This window comes from uncultured Maricaulis sp., assembly GCF_963975345.1.
Classification (GTDB): domain Bacteria; phylum Pseudomonadota; class Alphaproteobacteria; order Caulobacterales; family Maricaulaceae; genus Maricaulis.
This window is the reverse complement of sequence record NZ_CAXBGE010000007.1, coordinates 147,147-168,590: the sequence shown is the minus strand read 5'-3', so window position 1 is coordinate 168,590 and position 21,444 is coordinate 147,147. Positions and strand designations below refer to the sequence as shown.

Below are 21,444 nucleotides of genomic sequence, written 5' to 3'. Positions count from 1 at the left end.
GCTGGAATAGATATCGCCCATGACCGATACATCATCCGACGACCCAATCGAAGCCGTTATCCTGCAATTGGTGAAAGCCGCTCCCGAGGGGCGTTCCATCGCCCCGGAGGATGTCGCGCGCGCCGCCGATCCGGACAATTGGCACAAGCGCTTCGGCCATGTCCGCCAGGCCGCGATCCGCTTGATGCAAAAGGGCCAAGTGGCGATCTTGCGCAAGGGTAAGCCAGTGACAGATGCCGAGACCTTCAAAGGGGTCTATCGGATTGGCCGGGTCTGATTTCGATCAACTTCTGAGCGACATCCGGGCCTGCCGTGTCTGCGCGCCCTTCATGCCGCATGAGCCGCGCCCGATTGTGCAGGCGTCCTCCAGCGCCAAGATTCTGATCGTCGGCCAAGCGCCGGGCACGCGTGTGCATGCCTCGGGCCGGCCGTTTACCGACCCGTCCGGCGACCGGTTGCGTGACTGGATGGGGGTTGATGAGGCGGAGTTCTACGACGCCGCCAAAATCGCCATCGTGCCGATGGGCTTTTGCTTTCCCGGCCTCGATGCGGCGGGGTCGGATCTGCCACCACGCAAGGAATGCGCCCCGCTTTGGCAGCGAAAACTGACCGAGCAATTGGGCAAGGTGAGGCTCACCTTGCTCGTCGGGATGTACGCTCAACGCTTTTATCTTGGTTCGCAGATGCGAAAAACCATGACCGATACAGTGCGCGATGCTGCCAGCTTCGGGCCAGATTATCTCCCCCTACCGCACCCGTCTTGGCGGAATAGTGCCTGGTTGCGCAAAAACCCCTGGTTTGCGGCAAAAATTCTCCCATTGCTGCGCTGCCGCATAAAAGAATTGTTACTGTAAGCTCATATCGCGGTGTTTTCACGCGCTTGTATCTGGCGGTGCGAAAGGGTATCCCGGCGCCGAATTTTGCAGCGATCAAGCTGCGCCCACGGAAAAAGGGTCTGCGCTTCATGAGTGTCTTCGAGAACCCGTCTTTTGACAATCACGAGAAAGTCCTGTTCGCCACTGACGAGCAGACAGGTTTGAAAGCTATTATCGGCGTTCACTCCACTGCCAGCGGTCCGGCCTGCGGCGGTTGCCGCATGTGGACCTATCCCAGCTCGACCGAGGCGCTGAACGACGCGCTGCGCCTGTCCCAAGGCATGAGCTACAAGAATATCATGGCCGGCCTGCCTATCGGCGGCGGTAAGAGCGTGATCATGAAGCCGGCCGGCAATTTCGACCGCGTGGCTCTGTTTGAAGCTTTCGGTCGTGCTGTCGAGAGCCTGAATGGCGCCTATATCAGCGCCGAGGACGTCGGGGTCAGCCCGGCCGACATGATGGCCGTGCGCCGTTTCACCAAGCATGTGGTTGGCCTGCCGGAGGGCAAGGATGCTTCGGGTGATCCATCGCCAGTGACCGCCGAGGGCGTGTTCCGCGGCATGAAGGTCTGCATTGAACGTGGCCTCGGCAAAACCGACCTGTCCGGCGTGACCGTCGCGATCCAGGGCGCTGCCGGCCATGTCGGCTCCTATCTTAGCGGACATTTGGCCAAAGCCGGCGCCAAGCTGATCGTCACCGATATCAATGTTGAGGGGCTTGAGCGTCTTAAGGCCGAGTATGGTGCGACGATTGTCGGGCTCGACGAGATTTACGACCAGGATGTCGACGTGTTTGCCCCCTGCGCCCTTGGCGCGGTGATCAATCCGGAGACGGTTGGTCGCATCAAGGCGAAGATCATTGCCGGTGCCGCAAACAACCAGCTCGCAACCCGCGAAATGGGCGCTGAGCTGATGAAGCGTGGCATGATTTATGCGCCGGATTACGTGCTCAATGCGGGCGGTATCATCAATGTGATGGGCGAGATCGCCGGCGATTTCGACCCCGCCTGGGTCCAGGGCAAGCTGGCCGGTCTCGAAAAGACCCTGGGCGAGATTCTCGACCAGGCCGACAAGGAAGGCCGCCCGTCCAATCTGGTCGCCGACGAGATCGCCCGCAACCGGATCGAAGAGTTGCGCCTCGCCAAAGTCGCGAAGCTCGCCTGAGCCGAACCGACCGAACGTCTCGCATAATCCCGAGCTGATTACAGGCCACCCTCGCCGCATGGCGGGGGTGGTCGCATGTGAGCTTCAGACGGGCGTTGGGCGGTGTTTTGGGGGCGTAACCCCAATCAATCGCAGTTGGCCTCCTGGCGCACGCTCAGTTCCCGTTCTGACGAGGTTCGGGTCGGTTGGGCCGCCTCGATCGCGATCTCAGAAAATTTTTTCGCGTGTCCGGGGAAAAATTGGATCGGGCAGAATTGTGATTTCGGCGCGCGCAGCGCCCCGACCTGCGCGACAACACTCGACTCAAACTTGAATCGGGCGCGAAATTTCCCGCGACGCGGGTGCCCGTGCTGATTCGGCATCTTCATATTTTTGGAAGGAAATGGTGGGCGATACTGGGATTGAACCAGTGACCCCCTCGGTGTGAACGAGGTGCTCTCCCGCTGAGCTAATCGCCCGGTATCCCGGAAAGCGCTCGTATAAGCACGTGGTTACAGGTGGTCAACTCTGCCTGCACGCTGATCTGCACCTGCTCAAAAACCCTAGTGCGACAACTTGCCACACTAATTTTACCTCGTCAGGCAAGCATCAGCCCTATATCAGCCCTCCCGAACCGGAAGCGCATCCAGTGCGCCGGCGACTATTATCATCAGATTGGACGCAATTCCCGGCCGAGGGAAGCTTCGGTCGTATTGGAGGTATTGTTCATGAATAACGATCTGTGCACGCCGGAAGGCGCGCGCCGTCTCAAAGCGCGTATTGAAGCTTACTGGGCTGAGCGTGGCTACGACGTCAATGTCGATCTCGTCGAAGCAGGCTTCATGCCGGCCATGCGTTCTGCCCGCACCGATGTGCGGTCGAACCTGGTCAATGGCATGCCGACCCGGCCTGCCAATGATGTCGGTCGCGAGCGTCGCTCCGCCTGATCAAAATTACGTTCGCCAGATTTCGGCGAGCGCCCCCGGAATATCACTGAAATCATGCAGCAACCGGTCGGCTCCCAGCGAGCCGGCCGGTGCTTCGCTGTAACCATAGCTCATCACAATGCACGGGACACCGGCGGCTTGTGCGGCACCGACATCCGGCGCGCTGTCGCCCACCATCGCGGCGCGCGAATAGCCAGAGCCGAGTGCGGTGAAGACATGATCGGCGGCAGGCTTTTTCGCCGTGGTTCGGTCCGGCCCGACAATGCGGGCAAAATAATCCGTCAACTTGAACGTCCCGATCAACAAATCTGACAGGCCTGACGGCTTGTTTGTGCACACCGACAGGGTGGCGCCGGCCCGCTGTAGCCGCGCCAGCGTCGCCTCCACATTCGGAAAGAGGCGGCTGTCAGCGGCGATATCGGCCTGGTAGATCTCGATGAAACGCGCCACCAGTTCCGGCGCCGCCTCTGGCGAGAGTGTCCGGCCCTGCTGCGCATAGGCCCGTTCCAGCAGCGCTTGGGCGCCGCGTCCGACCAGGGCTCGCAGCTCGTGCACAGGAACCGACGACAGCCCGTCCGGCTCAATGGTCGCGTTGAGGGCGCGGACCAGGTCGGGCGCCGTATCGATCAGCGTGCCGTCGAGATCGAAGGCGATCGAGGCGCGGGCGAACAGGTCGGTGTCGAGGGGCTGAGGCATGTGATTTTGCTCTTTGGGACTGGCGATTGCGACGCTGTATGGTTACGCGCTATCGCACGATAGGCTATAGCGCCCTGACACATGTCCAACACGCCCTTGGTCCGAGAGGATAGCCCCATGTCACGATCCCGCGCCGCAGTCATTCTGGCTGCCGGACAAGGCACGCGCATGAAGTCCAAGACGGTCAAGGTGCTGCACGGCGTTGGCGGGCGGCCGATGCTCGACTGGGCGATTGATCTGGCCATACGAAGCGATGCCGCGCGAATGGTGACGGTTTATGGCGCCCACTCGCCGGCGGTGCGCGATGCGGCCGAGGCACTCGGCTCAGCCACGGCCTTGCAGGATCCGCCGCTGGGGACGGGCCATGCCGTGCTCGCCGCTCGCGAAGCGCTCGAAAACTTCCAGGGCAATGCCATCGTCCTTTATGCCGACACACCGCTGATCAAGCCGGAGACTGTGGAGCGCGTATTTGCGGCGCTGGAGGGCGGCGCTGCGGTTGCTGTGCTCGGCTTCGAACCGGCCGAGCCGGCTGCCTATGGCCGTCTGGTGCTTGATGCCGAGGGCAATCTCGACCGGATCGTCGAATACAAGGATGCCTCCCCGGCTGAACGGGCCATCGGTCTGGTCAATTCCGGCGTGCTGGCGGCCGATGCCTCGCTGCTGTTCGATCTGCTCGGCCAGGTCGGCAATGAGAATGCCAATGGCGAATATTATCTCACGGACGTGGTTGGGCTGGCGCGGGAGCGCGGCCTGAAGGCGGTCGTTGTGCAGGCGGGGGCCGACGAAGTGCTCGGCGTCAATTCGCGGATCGATCTGGCCGAAGCTGAAGCGTCGCTGCAAACCCGGATGCGCCGTGAGGCGATGGCGGCCGGTGTCACATTGGTGGCGCCGGAAACCGTATTCTTCTCCTGGGACACCAAAATCGCGCGCGATGTCACTGTCGAGCCTCATGTCGTGTTCGGCCCGGGCGTGACGATTGGCGAGGATGCGGTGATCCACGCCTTCTCCCACCTCGAGGGGACGACAATCGGTGAGGGAGCCCAGATCGGTCCCTATGCGCGTCTGCGCCCCGGCGCCGAAATCGGTGTGCGGGCCAAGGTCGGCAATTTCGTCGAGATCAAAAAGTCGCAGCTGGGAGAGGGTGCGAAAGTCAATCACCTCTCCTATGTAGGAGATGCCAGCGTGGGTGCCGGCGCCAATATCGGTGCCGGGACGATTACCTGTAATTATGACGGCTTCGAGAAATACCGCACGGTTATCGGTGAGGGGGCTTTCATTGGCTCCAATACCAGCCTGGTCGCCCCGGTAACGGTCGGCGCCGGTGCCATGACCGGATCTGGCGGTGTCATCACCGAGGACGTGCCCGACGACGCGCTGGCCCTGGCCCGGGCGGGGCAAACCAACAAGGATGGCTGGGCGGCCCGTTTCCGCCGCGCCAAGTTGACCCGAAAAGCCAAGAAGGACACGGCTTCATGAGTGTTGCAGATCGCCTGAAGGACAAATCCCTCTACCGCACCGCCTCCTTCATCGATGGAGCCTGGGTTCGTGGGGAGGGCAGCAAACCGATCCTCAATCCGTCCAATAATGAGATGATCGCCGAGATCGGCGATGTCGGTGCCGACGGTGCCAGAGCAGCCATCGCCGCAGCCGCGACGGCGTTTCAGAGCTGGAAGCACACTTCGCCGTTCGAGCGCAGCAGGCTGTTGATGCGCTGGCACCAGCTGATTCTCGAGAACGCCGCCGATTTGGCTGTTTTGATCACGCTCGAGATGGGCAAGACCCAGCGCGAAGCGATGGGCGAAGTCATTTATGGCGCTGCCTTCATCGAATGGTCGGCAGAAGAAGCCAAGCGGATCCATGGCGAGACCATGCAGCCGCCCTTCCCGAATTCACGCGGCTGGACGATTCACCAGCCAGTTGGCGTGGTCGCCTGCATCACGCCGTGGAATTTCCCCAATGCGATGATCACGCGCAAATGCGCGCCGGCGCTCGCGGCGGGCTGCACCATGGTGCTCAAGCCGGCACCGGAAACGCCGCTCTCGGCGCTGGCTCTGGCGGAACTGGCCCAGCGCGCCGGCATTCCCGACGGCGTGTTCAATGTGATTTGCGGCGACGCCCAGGTGCTCGGTCCGGTGATGACCGGTGCGCCCGAGGTGAAAATGATCGGCTTCACCGGCTCGACGGCAGTCGGCAAGCTGTTGATGCGCCAAGCCGCTGATGGGGTGAAGCGAGTCGCACTCGAGCTTGGCGGCAATGCGCCTTTCATCGTCATGGACGATGCCGATATCGAAGCGGCCGCCGATGGCGTCATCGCCTCGAAATTCCGCGTTTCCGGCCAGACTTGCGTTTCGGCCAACCGGATCATCGTCCAGAGCGGTATCGCGGACCGTTTCGTCGCCGCACTGGAAGCGCGCGTCTCGAAACTCAAGGCCGGCGATGGCTTTGATGCCAGCTCCGATCTCGGCCCCCTGATCCATCACGAAGCGGTCGCGCGGGTCGATGCGCTGGTGCGCAATGCCCGCGAGAGCGGTGCGCGGATCGTCACTGGCGGGCACCCGCTTACCGATGAGCTCGGCGGTGCCTACTACGCCCCGACCCTGATTGAGGGCGGTAATCCGTCGATGGATCTGGCCTGTTTCGAGATTTTCGGACCGGTCGCCTCGATCTATCGCCTCGATACCGAGGCGGAGATTCTGCATCTCGCCAATGACACGCCCTACGGGCTTGCGGCCTATCTCTATACCCGCGACGTCAACCGCGTTTACCGCATCACCGAAGGGCTCGATTACGGCATGATCGGCGTCAATGCGCCAATGGTCGGTTCGGCCTCAACGCCGTTCGGCGGCATGAAGGAATCGGGGATTGGCCGCGAAGGCGGCAAATGGGGTGTCGAGGAATTCTCGGAACTCAAATACGTGCTGCTCGGAGGCGTCCAGGCATGAGTGCTGACCGCCAGAAAACCTTCGCCGCCGCTGCGGCGCTTGCCTATGTCGAAGACGGCATGACGCTGGGGCTCGGTTCCGGTTCGACGGCGGAGATTTTCGTGCGCTTGCTTGGTGAACGCATCAAGGATGGCCTGCGTGTTCGCGCCGTGCCGACCTCAAGCCAGACGGCAGCGCTGGCGCTCGAAGTCGGCGTGCCTTTGATCGATGTCGATCATGTCAACCATATCTCGGTGACGGTGGATGGCGCTGACGAGGTCGACGGCCATTTCCAGCTGATCAAGGGTGGCGGCGGTTGTCTGTTGCGCGAGAAAATCATCGCGCAAGCATCCGACCTGATGATCGTGGTGATTGATGAGAGCAAGCTGGTCTCGAAGCTGGGGCGTTTTGCGCTGCCGGTTGAGGTCGACCGGTTTGGCTTCTCAATAACCGCCAAACAGATTTACGATGTGCTGCGTGCTTGCGGCATTGCCAAGCCGGATGTCCAGCTGCGGCGCAAGGGCGACGGGCTCGACCCTTTTGTCACTGATGGCGGTCACTACATCCTCGATTGTGCCTGCGGCGCGATCCCCGATGCCGCGATGGTCGACTATCGGCTCAAGACGCTGCCGGGCGTGGTTGAGCACGGTCTGTTCATCGGCCTCGCCCGCGTCGTGATCGTGGGTGAAGATACCGAAGCGCGCGTACTGGAATTATAACGGCGCCCACGAATGACCCTCATAATGGATAGCGACATGACCCAATATGACTACGATCTTTTCGTCATCGGTGCCGGTTCCGGCGGTGTACGTGCGGCGCGTATGGCGCGTCAATATGGGGCCGGCAAGGTCGGGATCGCAGAAGAATACCGGGTTGGTGGCACCTGCGTCATTCGTGGCTGCGTGCCAAAGAAGTTCCTCGTTTATGCCAGTGAGTTCGCCAAAACGTTCAAACTGGCGGCCAGCTATGGCTGGTCGGTTGGCGAGCCGACATTTGATTGGGAAAAACTGATCGAAGCCAAGGATGCCGAGATTGACCGGCTGTCCGGGATTTACTGGCGCAATCTGTCCAACTCTGGCGTCGAGATCATTGAGGATCGCGCCGTCTTCGAAGATGCTCATACGCTGCGCTTGGTGAAATCGGGCAAAACGGTCACCGCCGGCAAAATCCTGGTCGCTACGGGCGGCACGCCGTTCAGGCCGGACGATATCGAAGGCCATGAGCTGGGGATTTCCTCCAACGAGGCTTTCCATCTGGAAGCCCTGCCCAAGCACATCGTGATCGCCGGTGGCGGCTATATTGCCTGTGAGTTTGCGCAGATTTTCGCCGGCATGGGCTCGCAGGTTTGCCAGGTTTATCGCGGCGACACCGTCTTGCGCGGCTTCGATGATGATGTTCGCAGCCATGTCCATGAGGAGCTGGTGCGCTCGGGCGTCCGGGTCATCACCCACGCCGTGTTTGAGAAAATCACCGATCTCGGCGACGGGATGAAGCGTGTCCAGCTTTCCAATGGCAGTCATGTCGATGCCGATGTCGTGATGTACGCGATCGGGCGCGATCCGCATGTCGACGGGCTGGGCCTGGAGAAGGCTGGCGTTGATGTCGATGCCAAGGGCGCGATCAAGGTCGATGACTTTTCCCAGACGACCGCCAGCCATATCTATGCCGTCGGCGACGTGACCAATCGGGTCAATCTGACCCCGGTGGCGATCCGCGAGGGCGCGGCTTTTGCGGCGACCGTATTCGGCGGCCACCCAACCGCCTACGATCACAATGACATCGCCTCTGCCGTCTTCACCCAGCCGCCAGTTGGTTCGGTTGGTCTGTCTGAGGCCGATGCGCGCAAATCCTTTGCTCAGGTCGACATTTACAAGACCACATTTCGGCCGATGAAAATCTCGCTGACCAATGACGCAAGCCGTATGTTGATGAAACTTGTCGTCGACGGGGAGACAGACCGGGTGTTGGGCGTGCATATTGTCGGGCCGGATGCGCCGGAAATGATCCAGATGGCGGGGATTGCCGTCAAAGCGGGTCTGACCAAGGTACAGTTCGACATGACCTGTGCCGTGCATCCGACCAGTGCCGAAGAATTGGTGACCATGAAGGAAAAATGGTCGCCGCCCGAGTTGAAAGCTGCTGAGTGATATGACCTGGTCTCCGAATTCATGGCGTTCCAAACACGTCGAACAATTGCCCAAATATGCCGACCCGGTGGCTCTTGACCGCGCCATCGCCGAATTGGCCAACCGTCCCGCATTGGTGTTTGCGGGCGAAGCGCGCCGTCTGCGCCGGCAATTGGCCGATGTCTCTGCGGGTAATGCCTTTTTGTTGCAGGGCGGTGATTGCGCGGAGAGTTTCAAGGAGTTCTCGACCGAAGGCGTGCGCGACACGTTTCGGGTATTGCTGCAAATGGCGGTGGTGCTGACCTTTGCCGTTTCGAAGCCGGTGGTGAAGCTGGGCCGGATCGCCGGCCAGTTCGCCAAGCCGCGCTCATCCGACATGGAGACGATCGACGGGGTCTCCCTGCCGAGCTATCGCGGCGACAGCGTCAATGACATGGCGTTTACGCCTGAGGGCCGTGAGCCCGATCCACAGCGTCTGATCCGGGCCTATGACCAGTCGGCTTCGACGATGAATTTGCTGCGCGCCTTTGCTTCGGGCGGCTATGCCGACCTGAATAATGTGCACCAGTGGACGTTGGATTATGTCACCGACAGTCCGGCGACCGAGCGCTATGAGGAGACCGCCAACCGGATTTCCGAAGCGCTTGCCTTCATGAAAGCCTGCGGTGTTGGCCGTGACAGCGCGCCCTCGCTGGAAACGGTGGACTTCTTCACCAGCCACGAAGCGCTGCATCTGCCGTTTGAAGAAGCCCTGACGCGCCGCGATCCCAATACCGGCCAATGGTATGCGACCTCGGCCCACATGGTGTGGATCGGCGAGCGCACGCGTCAGCTCGACGGGGCCCATGTCGAATATGCCCGCGGGATTTCCAACCCGATCGGGATCAAGTGCGGCCCGACCATGAATCCGGATGATCTTCTCGGCCTGATCGATGCGGTCAATCCGGAGAATGAGGCTGGACGCCTGGTTTTGATCACCCGGATGGGTGCCAATAATGTACGCGAGAAACTGCCGGCCCTGGCCCGCGCTGTGACGCGCGCCGGACGCAAGGTCGTCTGGTCGAGTGATCCGATGCACGGCAATACGATGAAGACCGCCAGCGGCTACAAGACACGCGATTTCGAGCGCATCCTTGATGAGCTCGAGGGCTTCATGGATGTGCTCTACGCCGAAGGGGCTTATCCCGGCGGTGTCCACATCGAGATGACCGGCAGCGATGTCACTGAATGCGTCGGCGGCGCCAATGCGGTCACGGAAGCCGACCTGTCATCGCGCTACCACACCCATTGCGATCCGCGGCTCAATGCCGAGCAGGCACTGGAGATGGCGTTTCGTATTTCGGAATCGCTCAAACGGGTCCGCACCAGTCGGTCCGTCGACGCGGCCTGACCACGCCGTCCGTTCACGCGCCTTGCATCCCAAAACGAAAAACGCCGCCCGAATTGCTTCGGGCGGCGTTTCATCAGTGCTGAGAAGCGCTGATTAGATATCTTTGAGGGCAGCAGCCGGACGGAATGCCGCCTGGGTGCGAGCCTTCGACATCATCTTCTCGCCGGTACGCGGATTGCGCACTTCACGAGCTTCACGATGTTTGGCGTGGAACGTGCCGAAACCGGCAAGCTGGACGCTGTCATTGCCTTTGACCGAACCGATGATGGCATCGATCGCAGCGTCGACGGCGTCGCCCGCTTGTGTGCGGGACAGGCCGGTCTTTTCGCTGACGGCTTTGGCGAGGTCTGACTTGTTCATAGGGTTCCCCCCAGTTTGTCGCGTTCCGGCCGACACGGTCATCGCATCCAGCCGGTTTTTCGCGTGTTCGTTGACTGGTCAACAAGGCCAACAACCGAGGCTGTTTGCAAGCCCCAACAGGTGAATCGGCTCGAAATCGCTGCATTTTTATCGGCAAATGCCCGAAATAGGGCCTCCGGCCCCGTAATTGCGTGCCTGGAGAAGCATGTTTCAAGGTGAACCAGACCCTAATATGCCGTCAGCGATTCGCGCGATTCGCGTGCTGCCCTTCGCTTTGGCGGCCGCGGCAGGCACATATTTCCTGCTGGAGCGCTTCGGTCTGGGCTCGGATTGGTCGGCCTTGGTGGCGGCCATCGCCGGCGGCTGGGTGCTGGGACGGCTGACCCGGCGCTAGCCAGACCGTCGCGAACAAGCGGCACCGGGCCACGCGAGGTCCTGGGCTCCAATTGTTGAAGCCCAAGATCTCGCCCAGTCTACCCCCGGGCCACGCTGGCCCCGAGATCGGCTTGGGTCAGGTCAAATCTTGACCAGCATCTTGCCCTTGTTGAGGCCGGCGAACAGGCCGGCAAAGGCTTCAGGCGCCTTCTCGATTCCGTCCAGAACGGTCTCGGCCGGTGTGATCTTGCCGGCCATCATCCAGGTGCTCAGATCCTTGATGAATTCCGGCTGGATATCGAGATGGTTGGAGACGATGAAGCCCTGGATCTTGAGCGATTTGCCGACGATGAAAGTCAGATTGTCGGTGATGCTCGCCGGCTCGGCGTCATTATAGCGCTGGATCATCCCGCAGGCGGCCATGCGTCCAAACTGTTTCAGCGTGTTGAGGGCGGCGGTGAAATGCGTGCCGCCGACATTCTCGAAATAACCGTCAACGCCGCCGGGCACGGCCGCACGGATCGCCGCGGTGAGATCGTCGGTCGCCTTGTAATCGATCGCGTGATCGGCGCCGATGGTTTTGAGATAATCGCATTTATCCTTGCCGCCAGCGGTAGCGACGACGGTCGCGCCCATGGCCTTCGCAAATTGGATACCGGCAGAACCGACAGCGCCGGCACCGGCCGACATCCACATAGTCTCACCGGCCTGAAGGTCGATAATCCGCTTGATACCAACATAGGCGGTCAGCCCGGTCAGGCCGGCAATGCCGAGAAAGGCTTGCGGTGGCAGCAGGCTGGTATCGATCTTCTGTACCGCCTTGCCTGAAGCCGTATAGCCTTCACGCCAGCCCAGCATCGACATCACGTGATCGCCCGCCTTCAAGCCCTCAAACCGGCTCTCAACGACTTCACCGACGGCGCCACCCTCCATCACAGCACCGAGTTTGAACGGGTCGATATAGGTTTTGATCCCGCTCATCCGGCCACGCATATAGGGGTCGACGGAGATATAGAGGTTACGCACCGTGACCTGGCCTTCGGCGGGGGCCGGCAGATCGGTTTCGACGACCGAGTAGTTTTCGGTCTTCGGGGCGCCCTTGAGATAGGCGTTGAGATGGATTTCACGAGACTTCATGATGTCTCTCCTTGCAAGGGTTTGGGGGAGGGCCGTCCCGGTGGACCCGGGATCGCTGATTTTGCATAAGGTCGCGAGCAGGCAGCGCCTGCGACAGTGTATCCGCCAGATAGAACGGTCCCGGTGTCAGGCCATCGACCTTGAAATTTTCTGCCACCGGCCATCCCCTCTGATCTCGCTTCATGGTAGAGCGCGGACGGCGGACCGCAAGTAGGGGAGGCTGAGACCCATGCAGACGACACTCGACAACCCTGCCGAAGTTCGCGTCCGCCGCGGCGAGCGCAGTGATATCGCTGCGCTGACTCGCGTCTTCTATCGCGCCGTCCGTGAGGGCGCGGGTCCGGAATACTCCAGCGAGCAACGTGCGGCGTGGGCGCCGGCACCGCCGGAGGTCGAGGCTTGGGACAAGCGGCTGACGCCGCAGACCGTGTTTGTCGCCGAACTCGACGGCGCGGTGATCGGCTTCATGAGCGTTAAAGCGGATGGCTATATCGATTTGGCCTTTGTCGATCCGGACCATATCGGTCATGGCGTGGCGCAATTATTGTATGACCGGCTTGAAACCCATGCCCGTGAACAGGCGATGGAGCGGCTGTACAGCGATGCCAGCGCCCGGGCCCGTATCCTGTTTGAACGTCAGGGCTGGGTCGTTGAGGAAGAACAGACTCGGCTGCTGCGCGGCGTCGAATTGCATAATTATCGCATGAGCAAACAGCTCGCAGGCCAGCATTGAGGCCAAGCCATTGCAAGGCCGGTAACCAAGTGGTGATGCGCCCGGGCCTTGATTGCACCGTCGGCGCTTGTATTGAGCCGGATACTGCCAAGGAATGTTTTGAAAATGCCTAATTCCAAATTCCTCCGTGCCGGCGTCGTCGGTGCCGGCGTGTTCGGCGGCTTCCATGCCGGCAAATATGCTGCCGATGATCGTGCGCAACTGGTCGGGATATACGATCCGGACGCCCAGCGCGCCCGGGAGCTGGCTGCCAAGCACGGCGCCAAGAGCTTCGACACACTCGCCGCACTGATCGCCGCCTGTGACGCGGTGACCGTTGCCAGCCCCGCCGTGAACCATTTTGAGGCTGCCGCCGCGAGCTTGGCTTCGGGCCGGCATGTGCTGGTGGAAAAGCCGGTCGCCTCGTCGGTCGAGGAAGCGCGCGAACTGATCACTCTGGCCGCCGCGCATGGCTGCGTGCTGCAGGTCGGCCATCAGGAGCGCTTCGTCTTTAATGCGATGGGTCTGTTCCAAGTACCCGCTGCGCCGAAGCGGATCGTCGCCCGGCGGATGGGGCCAGCCTCGGATCGTAATCTTGACGTCTCGGTGACGCTCGATCTGATGATCCATGATCTCGATCTGGCCATCGCTTTGGCCGGCGCTGCCGTGACCAAGGTTGAAGGCAAGGTTGATCAGGGTCGCTTCGGCCATCCCGATATTGCCCATGCGATTTTGACCTTCGAGAATGGCTGCGTCGCCGAGCTGAGCTCGAGCCGGGTGCATCATGAGCGTGATCGCAAGATGCGGGTCGAATACGCCGAGGGCGTCGTCGATGTCGATTTCATCGCCAAGACGTTCGAGAATTCGACTCCGTTCAAACTCAATCCCGGTTTCGCCGATACCGAAATGGCGCGCGATTCGCTGGGCGCCAATGTGAAGGCCTTCATCGCCTCCGTCCTCGATGGCGCGCCGGTCGCCGTGCCCGGCATTGCCGGCCTGCGGGCGCTTGATGCAGCACGCGCTGTCGACGGGGCGCGGGTTTACGGGTCCTGACGGCGCTTGCCGGACGCGCCATGGCGGGATAGATCGCGGGCCATGACCAAGACAGTGAATATCCTCTCGGCCCAGCTCAACCCGGTGGTCGGCGATGTTGCCGGCAATCTGGCCCGGGCCCGCGCGGCCCATGCCGATGCCCGCACACGCGGTGCCGATCTGATCGTGTTTCCCGAACTTTTCCTGCTTGGCTATCCGCCGGAGGATCTGGTTCTCAAACCGGCCGCGATCGAGGCCTGCCAGCGCGCCCTCGACACGCTGGCAGCGGACACCAAAACAGGCCCGGCGATCATCATCGGTCTGCCCTGGCGCCAGGGCAATTTGCTGCACAATGCCGTCGCCCTGCTCGATGAGGGCCGGCTGTTCGCTTTGCGCTTCAAGCACGACCTGCCGAATTACTCCGTGTTCGACGAAAAGCGCGTCTTCGCGCCCGGCCCGATGCCGGAAATCGTCAAATGGCGCGGCATCAAGCTCGCTCTGCCGGTATGCGAGGATATCTGGCTCGATGCGGTGCCCAATGACTTGATCGCCCAAGGCGCCGAGATGATGATCTCGATCAATGGTTCGCCCTGGCGGCGCACGATCGAGCTCGAACGGCAGGCGGCCTTTGCCCGTTGGTATGAGCGCTGGACCGGGCCGAAAGCGCTGATCTTCGTCAATCAGATCGGCGGTCAGGACGAACTCGTTTTCGATGGCGCCAGTTTTTCGTTTGATAGCGATGGCACTGAATGCCAACGCCTGCCGGCTTTCGAAGAAAGTATGGACCTGGCCTGCTGGACCTGCAGCGAAAGCGGCTGGCACAGCGACGGCGCAGCACAGGCCAAACCCGTCACCGGGCCGCAGGCCGATTGGCTGGCGATGTGCCGGGGGCTGGGCGATTACGTTTCGAAAAATGGCTTTCCCGGCGTCGTCCTGGGCATGTCGGGCGGCATCGATAGCGCGATCAGTGCTGCCATCGCCGTCGATGCGCTCGGGCCGGACAAGGTCTGGGCCGTGATGCTGCCGTCGAAATACACCAGTCAGGACAGCTTGGAAGACGCGAAGGACTGTTCTCAGCGTCTCGGCATCCGCTATGACATCATTGATGTCGAGCCGGCAATTGCCAGTTTCGGCAAGATCCTGGCCCCGGCTTTTCGCGGCAGCGAGAGCGATGCGACCGAGGAGAATATCCAGTCGCGCGCTCGCGCCGTTGTGTTGATGGCGCTGTCCAACAAGTTCGGACCGATGGTGCTGTCCACCGGCAACAAGTCGGAAATGGCGGTCGGCTATGCGACGCTCTATGGCGATATGAATGGCGGCTTCAACGCGCTCAAGGATATCTACAAGACCGAGGTCTATGAGCTGGCGCGCTGGCGCAATGCGCTCCGCGAGCCCATCGGGCTCGGCCCGGCCGGTGAGGTCATCACCTCGCGCATCATCACCAAGGCCCCGAGCGCCGAACTGCGTCCCGATCAGAGCGACCAGGACAGCCTGCCGCCCTATGAGATCCTCGACGCCATCCTCTATGGCTTGATCGAAGACGAGAAAGCCCCGCGTGATCTGATCGCCGAGGGCTATGACGAGCCGACGGTGCGCCGGGTCGAGAACCTGCTCTACCGCGCCGAATACAAACGCCGCCAGGCGCCGCCCGGCGTCAAGATCGGCCCGAAGAATTTCGGCCGCGACCGTCGCTACCCCATGACCAACCGCTTCCGCGCCGATTGAAAAGGGGACAGGTATATTTAACGCGCCCGCACCACGGTGCCCGATGGGCAAACCGGCATGATTGCGCGTTAAATATACCTGTCCCCTTTTTAGGTTGCACCAAAATCTCCACGCGGCTTGCCGCTGGAGGGATGGGAGGGTGTGGGACGCCGGCGAATGCCGGTAACCGGTAATGTAAGTAGCGTGACATTCGTGACGTCCCGCACGTGCAGTTTTCTCGGGCTGTCTCCACCCCGGTTCCAATCCAGAAAGGTACTCAGGTCGGTCGTTTAGTGCCGTCAGACCTTAATGGACGCCCTGCCAGCGCTCGGGATGTCACCCCTTCGCCCGGACAGGCTGCACGCTCCCGACCGCCGCAAATGACTGAGCTCGTGCCTCCCGTGCGACCGGAACAGCTGAAGCATAAGCGCAGGTGGAGGGGGCGGGGATAAGTTGGCCCCATAAATCGTCATTCCAGCGCAGGCTGGAACCCAGTTCATAGCGCGGAGCCGGGCGAAAACGGGCGCCAAATCAAATAGATGTCGGTGCGTGAATCTGGTTCCCAGCCTGCGCTGGGATGACGCGGATTTTTGGCGTTAATGCTGGATAAGTCGCGAATTCGCACCCCGACCCAACACACCATCTTCCCCCGGAGGAGCGCAGCGAATTCCGGGGCCTGCCATCGGTCGCGAGCTTGACTGGACCCCCGTCCGGCGGGCCCCGGAATGAATCCGGGGGAAGTAGAGGTTTGTATTTATTTAGAAAAACCAAACCGAGCATCGTCGCGCCCAACATCCTCACCGGCTCCGACCGCTTCGCGGCCACCTCTTCCTTGATGGAAGAGGTGGCCCGGACTTGTTCCGGGACGGAGCTGGTGACCGCCTCGCAATTCGCTATCCGAGAGGAACACCACCCGCCGCATCAGCTGTTGAAAGTCGCGCCCTTGAAGTTTGCGACACCAGAAAAGTGCAGGCCGGTGAAGTATGTTTCGGCGTTGAATCTGGCGTCCTGGAAATCCGCTCTGGCGTTGAAGCTGAGGCCGAGGAAGCAGGTCTCGCCGTTGAAGATGGCGCCGCGGAAGTCTGCATCACCTTTGAAACCGTCGACGCCGTCGAGATGGGAGTCGCAGAAGCTTGTTGTGGCGTTGAAGCTGGCCCCCTGGAAGTTTGCTTCGGCGTTGAAATTGATGTCGAGGAAGCCGGCCCCGGCGTTGAATTTGGCGTCGCGGAAGTCGGTATCGACATTGAAACGGGCGCCCATGAAGTCGGCGTCGTCATCGACGCTGATGGCCCGGAAACTGGTATCGTCGGTGAAACGGGTCCGGGCAAAATCCGCAAGCCCCCCGATTTTGGCGTTGTCGAACAGGGTGATGCCGGCAAAGACGGTGCGCGAAAACCAGGCATTTTCGTTGAAGTGCGCATCCCTGAAATTCGCTTCACCATTGAAGCTGACCGCCTCGAAATAAATGTCCTCGCCGTTGAACTGCGCGCCCTCAAAGACCGCAATGCCGTCAAAGCGGGCGCCGCTGAAGTCCGCTTGCGGGCCGAATATGGCGGCGGTCAGGTTCAGATCGCCGCGCACGTGTAAATGCCGGGCCCGCAGATGCAGTGCGTCTGCGCCGATTTCGGCGGGGAGAGGCAGGGTGCGGATCACGCAGCCGTCGAGCTGGGCCCGCCGGTCTGCGCCCACCGGACGCTCGAGCTCATCGAATTCGGTTTCACGCGCTGCGGCCAGCTGCCGGGCAAGTTCGGCCTCGAGCGGGGCCCATCGCTTTCCGGCTGCCGGATCGGCTTTCCAGCTGGCCCGGCCATCCTGCCAGCGGGGCGGCAGGTGCAGGATGTGAAACAGGCGGTGGCCTGGTGTGTCTCGCCGCAGAAGCCGGGAGATCAGCGTGCGCGCCGGCGCCCGCTCCAGCAATCCGAGCGCGATCAGCGCCGCGTCGCTGCGCAGGGTCTCGCTTTGCCCGTCACGGCGGAAATAGTCCTGCAGACTGGCGCCGCGCGCGCCGTCGGGCGCGCTGCCGGTCTCGACGAGCCGCCCATCCGGCGTCACCGACCAGCCCAGCCAGTCCTTGCCCGCCAGCCCGTCCCAGGAGAAATCCGCCGCCCACCAGCCAGCCCACCAGGCCGCGTTGCGCTCCCTGTGGGCCGTCCCGTCGATGTCACGCTCTGCATCCATGTGAACGCACTCCGTCTACCCGCATGTCGCGAGGAGACTGGCGCAGGTGGGGGGAAATGGCCAGAGGGGCGTTCGCCTCCCCTCACATCCGACACCCCCGCTTGCCCCAAACCCGCGACAGCGCTAAGCCACCGCCTCAACTTCAGGCAGGCTTCATCCCATGACCAAAGTCCGTTTTGCTCCGAGCCCGACCGGCAAGCTTCATGTCGGCAATGTTCGCACCGCGATCTTCAACTATCTGTTCGCCAAGAAGGCGGGCGGGACTTTCGTGTTGCGGATCGACGATACCGATCTTGAGCGCTCGACGGCGGCCTATGAGGACGGCATCCGCGCGGATCTGACCTGGCTGGGGATTGGCTGGGATGAGACGTTTAAACAGTCCGAGCGGTTTGATCTGTATGAGGCGGCGGCGGCGAAGCTGCGCGCTGATGGTCTGCTCTATGCCTGCTATGAGACCGGCGAGGATCTCGATCGCAAACGCAAGCTGCAGATGAAAAACGGCCGTCCGCCGGTTTATGACCGCGCGGCGCTGGAGCTCACCGATGCCGACAAGGCCGCTTTCGACGCGGCAGGGCGCAAGCCGCATTGGCGTTTCAAATTGTCGGGCAATCCGGTGGTTTGGGAGGATCTGGTGCGCGGGCCTGTCTCGATCGAGACGACTTCGCTGTCCGACCCGATCCTGATCCGCGAGGATGGCAGCTATCTTTATACGCTGCCGAGCGTCGTCGATGATATCGACGCCAAGATCACCCACATCATTCGCGGCGAGGATCACACCACCAATTCCGGAGCCCAGATCGAGATTTTCGAAGCACTCGGTGGCAAGCCGCCCTTCTTCGGGCACCAGGCATTGCTGGTCGGGGCCGATGGCGGCAAGCTGTCGAAACGGATCGGCTCGCTCGGGATCTCTGATATCCGCGATGTCGAGGGCTTTGAGCCGATGGCGGTGATCTCGCTGCTGGCCAAGCTGGGCACGTCCGATGCGGTCGACGCGTTCGAGACGGTTGAAGGCCTGCTGGAAGGCTTTGATCTGGGCAAGCTGTCGCGTTCGCCGGCCCGGTTCGATCCGGAAGATTTGAAACGCATCAATGCCAAGCTGCTGCACGCCAAACCCTATGGTGAGGTCAGGGACCGCCTCGCAGCGATGGGAGCCGATGGCGGCGAAGCTTTCTGGAACGGCGTCCGCTCCAATCTGGAACGCCTGTCTGATGCCAAGGGCTTGGCGGCTCTGGTCTCCGGGCCGGTGACGCCGGTGATCGCGGCCGAGGATGCTGAATTCTCCGCGACCGCCGCCGACATGCTGCCGGCCGGCACGCTCGACGCTGACAGCTGGGGGGCTTGGACGACGGCGCTGAAAGAAGCGACCGGCCGCAAGGGCAAGGGCTTGTTCATGCCGCTGCGTCTGGCGCTGACCGGTGAGGCCCACGGGCCGGAGATGGCGGTGATGCTGCCCTTGATCGGGCGTGACCGATCCATCGCCCGGCTCAAGGGCGAGATCGCTTAACCGCGGGACGGCCAGAATTTTTTGCACAATGCCATGCATGACAAGGCCCCGCACTCTGGTGTGGGGTCTTGCTATGACAGGTTATCACAACATTATGTAAGGCTAGCTTGACAATTCGAGTCGATATGTCAGGTTATCATTACATTGTGTCATGATCACCTGATGGAGACTGGAATGCGAATTCAATTATGCCAACCGATGACGCCGATGCGCTGGTTTTTGACCGCGATCGCGCTGGCCGCCTGTATCGCGGCGAATTCCGACGCGCAGACCCGGTTCGAGGTCGACCACGCCGGCATGGCTGGCGCCCCGGCGCTGATCCTGATTCCCGGCCTGGCGACGCCCGGTGAAGTCTGGACTGATACGGTGGCCGAGCTGGGCAATTCTGCCGACATTTACACCATAACTGCGGCCGGCTTCGGCGATGTGCCTGCGGTGGGCGAGGGGGCGTTTCTCGACCCGTTGGTTGCGGAGCTGGCGGATTATCTCGACAGCCAGAATCTCGATGACGTGACCATCGTCGGCCATTCGATGGGCGGCCAGATCGCGCTCCAGCTTGCGGCACTGCGCCCGCAACATGTCGGCCGCGTCCTCGTGGTCGACAGCGCGCCGTTTTTCCTGCGCTTGTTCAATCCGGCGGCAACGCCGGAGCAGGCGGCTCAGTACGGGCAGATGATGGCCGCGCAGCTGGCCGCCATGCCCCGCGAACAATTCCTCGCCATGAGCCAGCAGGGACTGGCGATCCAGTCGATGACCCCCGAGGGACAGGCCCGAGTGATGGGTTGGATAGAGCGGGCCGATCAAGACGCGGTCGCCCGGGCGATGGTTGAAGTCGCCGGCACGGATTTCACGCCGACCCTCGCTGATGTGCGCGCCAAAGTGACAGTGCTGGCCGCTTGGTCCGAAGGCGCGCCAATGACAGCCGAACAATTGCTGGCGGTCTACCAAGGTCAATATGCCAGCCTGCCCGACGTGCAGGTGCACATCATTGCCGACTCGCGCCATTTCATCATGCTGGATCAGCCCGAAGCATTCATGCGCGAGCTGACCGCTGTCTTGCCCGCCGGAGAATAGGAGATGTCGATGCAAGCCCCAGTCAAACGTTACCTCGTCCATTTCGGCGCCGCGATGCTCGTCTATATGTTGCTTCTGTTTGGTACGGTTTCCCTGCTGAACAGCATGGAGCTGGCGCAATGGCAACGTGGCGTACTCGCTGTCCTGCCGGTTCTGCCAGGCCTTTATGCCCTGCACGCGGTGATGGTGTTCTTCCACACCCGCGATGAATTCAAACGCCGCATCATCTCTGAATCCATGCTCGCTGCGGCCCTGCTGACCGGTTTCGCCTGCTTCGCCTATGGTTTCATCGAGGGCGCAGTGGATCTGCCGGAGATTTCCATGATCTGGGTTTTGCCGGTGATGGTCGGGCTGGCGGGGCTGATCAGTTGCATCCTGCGCTGGCTCTACAGATGAAGAACCGGCTCAGAGTCTTGCGCGCCGAGCGGCGTTGGAGCCAGGCCGAGCTGGCCGAGCGGGTCAGCGTCTCGCGCCAGGCGATCAATGCGGTCGAGACCGGCAAGCATGATCCCTCGCTCAACCTGGCTTTCGCGCTGGCCGGGGCGTTTGATCTGCGGATCGAGGAGGTGTTCGACCCGGTCGGTGAGGCTGATTAGGTCGCGGCTTTGTCGAGCGTCGCCATGATATCACGCACGGCGCGCTCGGCATCGGCTTCCAGGGCGATATGGGCGGCCAGCGATGGCGGCGTGAAGCCCTGTTCGACGGTGTGACGGATCAGCGCAACCAGCGGATCCCAGAAGCCGTCGACATTGAGAAAAGCCACCGGCTTGTCGTGCAGGTCGAGTTGCTGGCGTGAGATGACGTCGAAGACTTCTTCCAGCGTGCCGGTGCCGCCGGGCAGGATGATGAAGGCGTCGGATTCGTCGATCAGCTGCACTTTGCGCTCTGACATGGTCTCGACGATGCGGATGTCGACGCCCTCCAGCTGGCCTTCGCGGGCAATCAGGAAGCCGGGGATGATGCCCAAGACCTGGCCGCGCTCGGCTGCCGCGCTCGAGGCGGCAACGCCCATCAGCCCAACATCGCCACCCCCATAGACCAGCCGCGCGCCGGCACGGGCAATGGCACGTCCGACGGCTTCGGCGGCGTCCTGATAGCTTTCGCGTTCACCGAGACGTGAACCGCAAAAAACACCAATCGACCTTAGTTTCGCCATTGAAGCATCGCCCTTGTTTGATTTGCTCATTGGTGATGGTATTCGCCCTTGCCCGGCGGCGCGAGGTTTGCATCAGGTGTTTTTATGATCGATTACAGCTTTGCCCCGGGCCAGA

The 21,444-nt window shown here is 61.7% G+C and carries 22 protein-coding genes and 1 tRNA gene; 17 read left to right on the top strand and 6 right to left on the bottom strand.

Going from position 1 to position 21,444, the window contains the following annotated elements; all coding sequences use genetic code 11:
* Window positions 1-19 precede the first annotated feature (19 nt).
* From AAC029_RS09605 to AAC029_RS09595, 3 genes are all read left to right on the top strand, one after another.
* The gene (locus AAC029_RS09605; RefSeq protein ID WP_339746860.1) at window positions 20-277 is read left to right on the top strand and encodes a DUF3253 domain-containing protein; all 258 of its coding nucleotides are present in this window, start codon (window positions 20-22) and stop codon (window positions 275-277) included.
* The gene (locus tag AAC029_RS09600) at window positions 264-854 is read left to right on the top strand and encodes a uracil-DNA glycosylase family protein (protein WP_339746858.1); all 591 of its coding nucleotides are present in this window, start codon (window positions 264-266) and stop codon (window positions 852-854) included. The genes AAC029_RS09605 and AAC029_RS09600 overlap by 14 nt, the downstream gene beginning before the upstream one ends.
* A gap of 110 nt (window positions 855-964) precedes the next feature.
* Window positions 965-2,038: a Glu/Leu/Phe/Val dehydrogenase dimerization domain-containing protein gene (locus tag AAC029_RS09595; RefSeq protein ID WP_339746856.1), complete on the top strand. Its 1,074-nt coding sequence runs from the start codon at window positions 965-967 to the stop codon at window positions 2,036-2,038.
* A 383-nt stretch (window positions 2,039-2,421) separates the two neighbouring features.
* Here the strand turns inward: AAC029_RS09595 and AAC029_RS09590 are convergent.
* Window positions 2,422-2,496, bottom strand: a tRNA-Val gene (locus AAC029_RS09590).
* Between the two features lie 249 nt (window positions 2,497-2,745).
* Between AAC029_RS09590 and AAC029_RS09585 the strand changes: the two genes are divergently transcribed.
* Window positions 2,746-2,964, top strand: coding sequence for a phosphoglycolate phosphatase (locus tag AAC029_RS09585; protein ID WP_091767813.1), 219 nt, complete (start codon window positions 2,746-2,748; stop codon window positions 2,962-2,964).
* Window positions 2,965-2,970: 6 nt separating this feature from the next.
* On the opposite strand, the gene AAC029_RS09580 is transcribed toward AAC029_RS09585, so the two are convergent.
* The gene (locus AAC029_RS09580; RefSeq protein WP_339746852.1) at window positions 2,971-3,660 is read right to left on the bottom strand and encodes an HAD hydrolase-like protein; all 690 of its coding nucleotides are present in this window, start codon (window positions 3,658-3,660) and stop codon (window positions 2,971-2,973) included.
* A gap of 117 nt (window positions 3,661-3,777) precedes the next feature.
* Here AAC029_RS09580 and glmU point away from each other — a divergent pair, with 117 nt between their 5' ends.
* Genes glmU through AAC029_RS09555 form a run of 5 tightly spaced genes read left to right on the top strand, consistent with a single transcriptional unit; the run spans window position 3,778 to window position 10,097 of the window.
* Entirely contained in the window at window positions 3,778-5,136 is a 1,359-nt protein-coding gene (glmU, locus tag AAC029_RS09575; RefSeq protein ID WP_339746849.1) for a bifunctional UDP-N-acetylglucosamine diphosphorylase/glucosamine-1-phosphate N-acetyltransferase GlmU, read from the top strand.
* Window positions 5,133-6,602, top strand: coding sequence for an NAD-dependent succinate-semialdehyde dehydrogenase (locus AAC029_RS09570; RefSeq protein ID WP_339746847.1), 1,470 nt, complete (start codon window positions 5,133-5,135; stop codon window positions 6,600-6,602). The genes glmU and AAC029_RS09570 overlap by 4 nt, the downstream gene beginning before the upstream one ends.
* Window positions 6,599-7,300: a ribose-5-phosphate isomerase RpiA gene (gene rpiA / locus AAC029_RS09565; RefSeq protein WP_339746845.1), complete on the top strand. Its 702-nt coding sequence runs from the start codon at window positions 6,599-6,601 to the stop codon at window positions 7,298-7,300. Before AAC029_RS09570 ends, rpiA begins: the two co-directional genes overlap by 4 nt.
* 36 nt (window positions 7,301-7,336) lie before the next feature.
* The gene (gene gor, locus AAC029_RS09560; RefSeq protein WP_339746843.1) at window positions 7,337-8,728 is read left to right on the top strand and encodes a glutathione-disulfide reductase; all 1,392 of its coding nucleotides are present in this window, start codon (window positions 7,337-7,339) and stop codon (window positions 8,726-8,728) included.
* A 1-nt stretch (window position 8,729) separates the two neighbouring features.
* Window positions 8,730-10,097 (top strand): 3-deoxy-7-phosphoheptulonate synthase class II, encoded by a 1,368-nt coding sequence (locus AAC029_RS09555; protein WP_339746841.1) that lies wholly within the window; start codon window positions 8,730-8,732, stop codon window positions 10,095-10,097.
* A 93-nt stretch (window positions 10,098-10,190) separates the two neighbouring features.
* On the opposite strand, the gene AAC029_RS09550 is transcribed toward AAC029_RS09555, so the two are convergent.
* Window positions 10,191-10,457, bottom strand: coding sequence for an HU family DNA-binding protein (locus tag AAC029_RS09550; RefSeq protein ID WP_091767795.1), 267 nt, complete (start codon window positions 10,455-10,457; stop codon window positions 10,191-10,193).
* 232 nt (window positions 10,458-10,689) lie between these two features.
* Between AAC029_RS09550 and AAC029_RS09545 the strand changes: the two genes are divergently transcribed.
* Window positions 10,690-10,851: a hypothetical protein gene (locus AAC029_RS09545; RefSeq protein WP_339746839.1), complete on the top strand. Its 162-nt coding sequence runs from the start codon at window positions 10,690-10,692 to the stop codon at window positions 10,849-10,851.
* 122 nt (window positions 10,852-10,973) lie between these two features.
* Here the strand turns inward: AAC029_RS09545 and AAC029_RS09540 are convergent, their stop codons facing one another.
* Window positions 10,974-11,969, bottom strand: a complete 996-nt coding sequence (locus AAC029_RS09540; protein ID WP_339746837.1) for an NADP-dependent oxidoreductase — start codon at window positions 11,967-11,969, stop codon at window positions 10,974-10,976.
* 229 nt (window positions 11,970-12,198) lie between these two features.
* Between AAC029_RS09540 and AAC029_RS09535 the strand changes: the two genes are divergently transcribed.
* The 3 genes from AAC029_RS09535 (at window position 12,199) to AAC029_RS09525 (ending at window position 15,438) form a co-directional block, all read left to right on the top strand.
* Window positions 12,199-12,702, top strand: a complete 504-nt coding sequence (locus tag AAC029_RS09535) for a GNAT family N-acetyltransferase (protein ID WP_339746835.1) — start codon at window positions 12,199-12,201, stop codon at window positions 12,700-12,702.
* Window positions 12,703-12,807: 105 nt separating this feature from the next.
* Window positions 12,808-13,734 (top strand): Gfo/Idh/MocA family oxidoreductase, encoded by a 927-nt coding sequence (locus tag AAC029_RS09530; RefSeq protein WP_339746832.1) that lies wholly within the window; start codon window positions 12,808-12,810, stop codon window positions 13,732-13,734.
* Window positions 13,735-13,776: 42 nt separating this feature from the next.
* On the top strand, window positions 13,777-15,438 hold the full coding sequence (locus tag AAC029_RS09525; protein ID WP_339746830.1) for an NAD+ synthase: 1,662 nt from the start codon (window positions 13,777-13,779) through the stop codon (window positions 15,436-15,438).
* A gap of 900 nt (window positions 15,439-16,338) precedes the next feature.
* Here the strand turns inward: AAC029_RS09525 and AAC029_RS09520 are convergent.
* The gene (locus AAC029_RS09520; RefSeq protein ID WP_339746828.1) at window positions 16,339-17,595 is read right to left on the bottom strand and encodes a pentapeptide repeat-containing protein; all 1,257 of its coding nucleotides are present in this window, start codon (window positions 17,593-17,595) and stop codon (window positions 16,339-16,341) included.
* A 160-nt stretch (window positions 17,596-17,755) separates the two neighbouring features.
* On the opposite strand from AAC029_RS09520, the gene gltX reads away from it, so the two are divergent.
* The 4 genes from gltX (at window position 17,756) to AAC029_RS09500 (ending at window position 20,769) form a co-directional block, all read left to right on the top strand.
* Window positions 17,756-19,099, top strand: coding sequence for a glutamate--tRNA ligase (gene gltX / locus AAC029_RS09515; protein WP_339746825.1), 1,344 nt, complete (start codon window positions 17,756-17,758; stop codon window positions 19,097-19,099).
* A 174-nt stretch (window positions 19,100-19,273) separates the two neighbouring features.
* Window positions 19,274-20,173 (top strand): alpha/beta hydrolase, encoded by a 900-nt coding sequence (locus AAC029_RS09510; RefSeq protein WP_339746823.1) that lies wholly within the window; start codon window positions 19,274-19,276, stop codon window positions 20,171-20,173.
* Window positions 20,174-20,182: 9 nt separating this feature from the next.
* On the top strand, window positions 20,183-20,569 hold the full coding sequence (locus AAC029_RS09505; protein WP_339746821.1) for a hypothetical protein: 387 nt from the start codon (window positions 20,183-20,185) through the stop codon (window positions 20,567-20,569).
* The gene (locus AAC029_RS09500; RefSeq protein WP_339746818.1) at window positions 20,566-20,769 is read left to right on the top strand and encodes a helix-turn-helix transcriptional regulator; all 204 of its coding nucleotides are present in this window, start codon (window positions 20,566-20,568) and stop codon (window positions 20,767-20,769) included. The genes AAC029_RS09505 and AAC029_RS09500 overlap by 4 nt, the downstream gene beginning before the upstream one ends.
* On the opposite strand, the gene AAC029_RS09495 is transcribed toward AAC029_RS09500, so the two are convergent.
* Window positions 20,766-21,359, bottom strand: a complete 594-nt coding sequence (locus AAC029_RS09495; RefSeq protein WP_339746816.1) for a TIGR00730 family Rossman fold protein — start codon at window positions 21,357-21,359, stop codon at window positions 20,766-20,768. The two genes, AAC029_RS09500 and AAC029_RS09495, sit on opposite strands and share 4 nt — an antisense overlap.
* Window positions 21,360-21,444 lie beyond the last annotated feature (85 nt).

Bases quoted from the DNA above. Each gene is read 5' to 3' on its own strand.
- AAC029_RS09605 (WP_339746860.1), top strand. From the start codon at position 20: ATGACCGATACATCATCCGACGACCCAATCGAAGCCGTTATCCTGCAA.
- AAC029_RS09595 (WP_339746856.1), top strand. From the start codon at position 965: ATGAGTGTCTTCGAGAACCCGTCTTTTGACAATCACGAGAAAGTCCTG.
- AAC029_RS09585 (WP_091767813.1), top strand. From the start codon at position 2,746: ATGAATAACGATCTGTGCACGCCGGAAGGCGCGCGCCGTCTCAAAGCG.
- AAC029_RS09580 (WP_339746852.1), bottom strand. From the start codon at position 3,660: ATGCCTCAGCCCCTCGACACCGACCTGTTCGCCCGCGCCTCGATCGCC.
- glmU (WP_339746849.1), top strand. From the start codon at position 3,778: ATGTCACGATCCCGCGCCGCAGTCATTCTGGCTGCCGGACAAGGCACG.
- AAC029_RS09570 (WP_339746847.1), top strand. From the start codon at position 5,133: ATGAGTGTTGCAGATCGCCTGAAGGACAAATCCCTCTACCGCACCGCC.
- rpiA (WP_339746845.1), top strand. From the start codon at position 6,599: ATGAGTGCTGACCGCCAGAAAACCTTCGCCGCCGCTGCGGCGCTTGCC.
- gor (WP_339746843.1), top strand. From the start codon at position 7,337: ATGACCCAATATGACTACGATCTTTTCGTCATCGGTGCCGGTTCCGGC.
- AAC029_RS09555 (WP_339746841.1), top strand. From the start codon at position 8,730: ATGACCTGGTCTCCGAATTCATGGCGTTCCAAACACGTCGAACAATTG.
- AAC029_RS09550 (WP_091767795.1), bottom strand. From the start codon at position 10,457: ATGAACAAGTCAGACCTCGCCAAAGCCGTCAGCGAAAAGACCGGCCTG.
- AAC029_RS09545 (WP_339746839.1), top strand. From the start codon at position 10,690: ATGCCGTCAGCGATTCGCGCGATTCGCGTGCTGCCCTTCGCTTTGGCG.
- AAC029_RS09540 (WP_339746837.1), bottom strand. From the start codon at position 11,969: ATGAAGTCTCGTGAAATCCATCTCAACGCCTATCTCAAGGGCGCCCCG.
- AAC029_RS09535 (WP_339746835.1), top strand. From the start codon at position 12,199: ATGCAGACGACACTCGACAACCCTGCCGAAGTTCGCGTCCGCCGCGGC.
- AAC029_RS09530 (WP_339746832.1), top strand. From the start codon at position 12,808: ATGCCTAATTCCAAATTCCTCCGTGCCGGCGTCGTCGGTGCCGGCGTG.
- AAC029_RS09525 (WP_339746830.1), top strand. From the start codon at position 13,777: ATGACCAAGACAGTGAATATCCTCTCGGCCCAGCTCAACCCGGTGGTC.
- AAC029_RS09520 (WP_339746828.1), bottom strand. From the start codon at position 17,595: ATGGATGCAGAGCGTGACATCGACGGGACGGCCCACAGGGAGCGCAAC.
- gltX (WP_339746825.1), top strand. From the start codon at position 17,756: ATGACCAAAGTCCGTTTTGCTCCGAGCCCGACCGGCAAGCTTCATGTC.
- AAC029_RS09510 (WP_339746823.1), top strand. From the start codon at position 19,274: ATGCGAATTCAATTATGCCAACCGATGACGCCGATGCGCTGGTTTTTG.
- AAC029_RS09505 (WP_339746821.1), top strand. From the start codon at position 20,183: ATGCAAGCCCCAGTCAAACGTTACCTCGTCCATTTCGGCGCCGCGATG.
- AAC029_RS09500 (WP_339746818.1), top strand. From the start codon at position 20,566: ATGAAGAACCGGCTCAGAGTCTTGCGCGCCGAGCGGCGTTGGAGCCAG.
- AAC029_RS09495 (WP_339746816.1), bottom strand. From the start codon at position 21,359: ATGAGCAAATCAAACAAGGGCGATGCTTCAATGGCGAAACTAAGGTCG.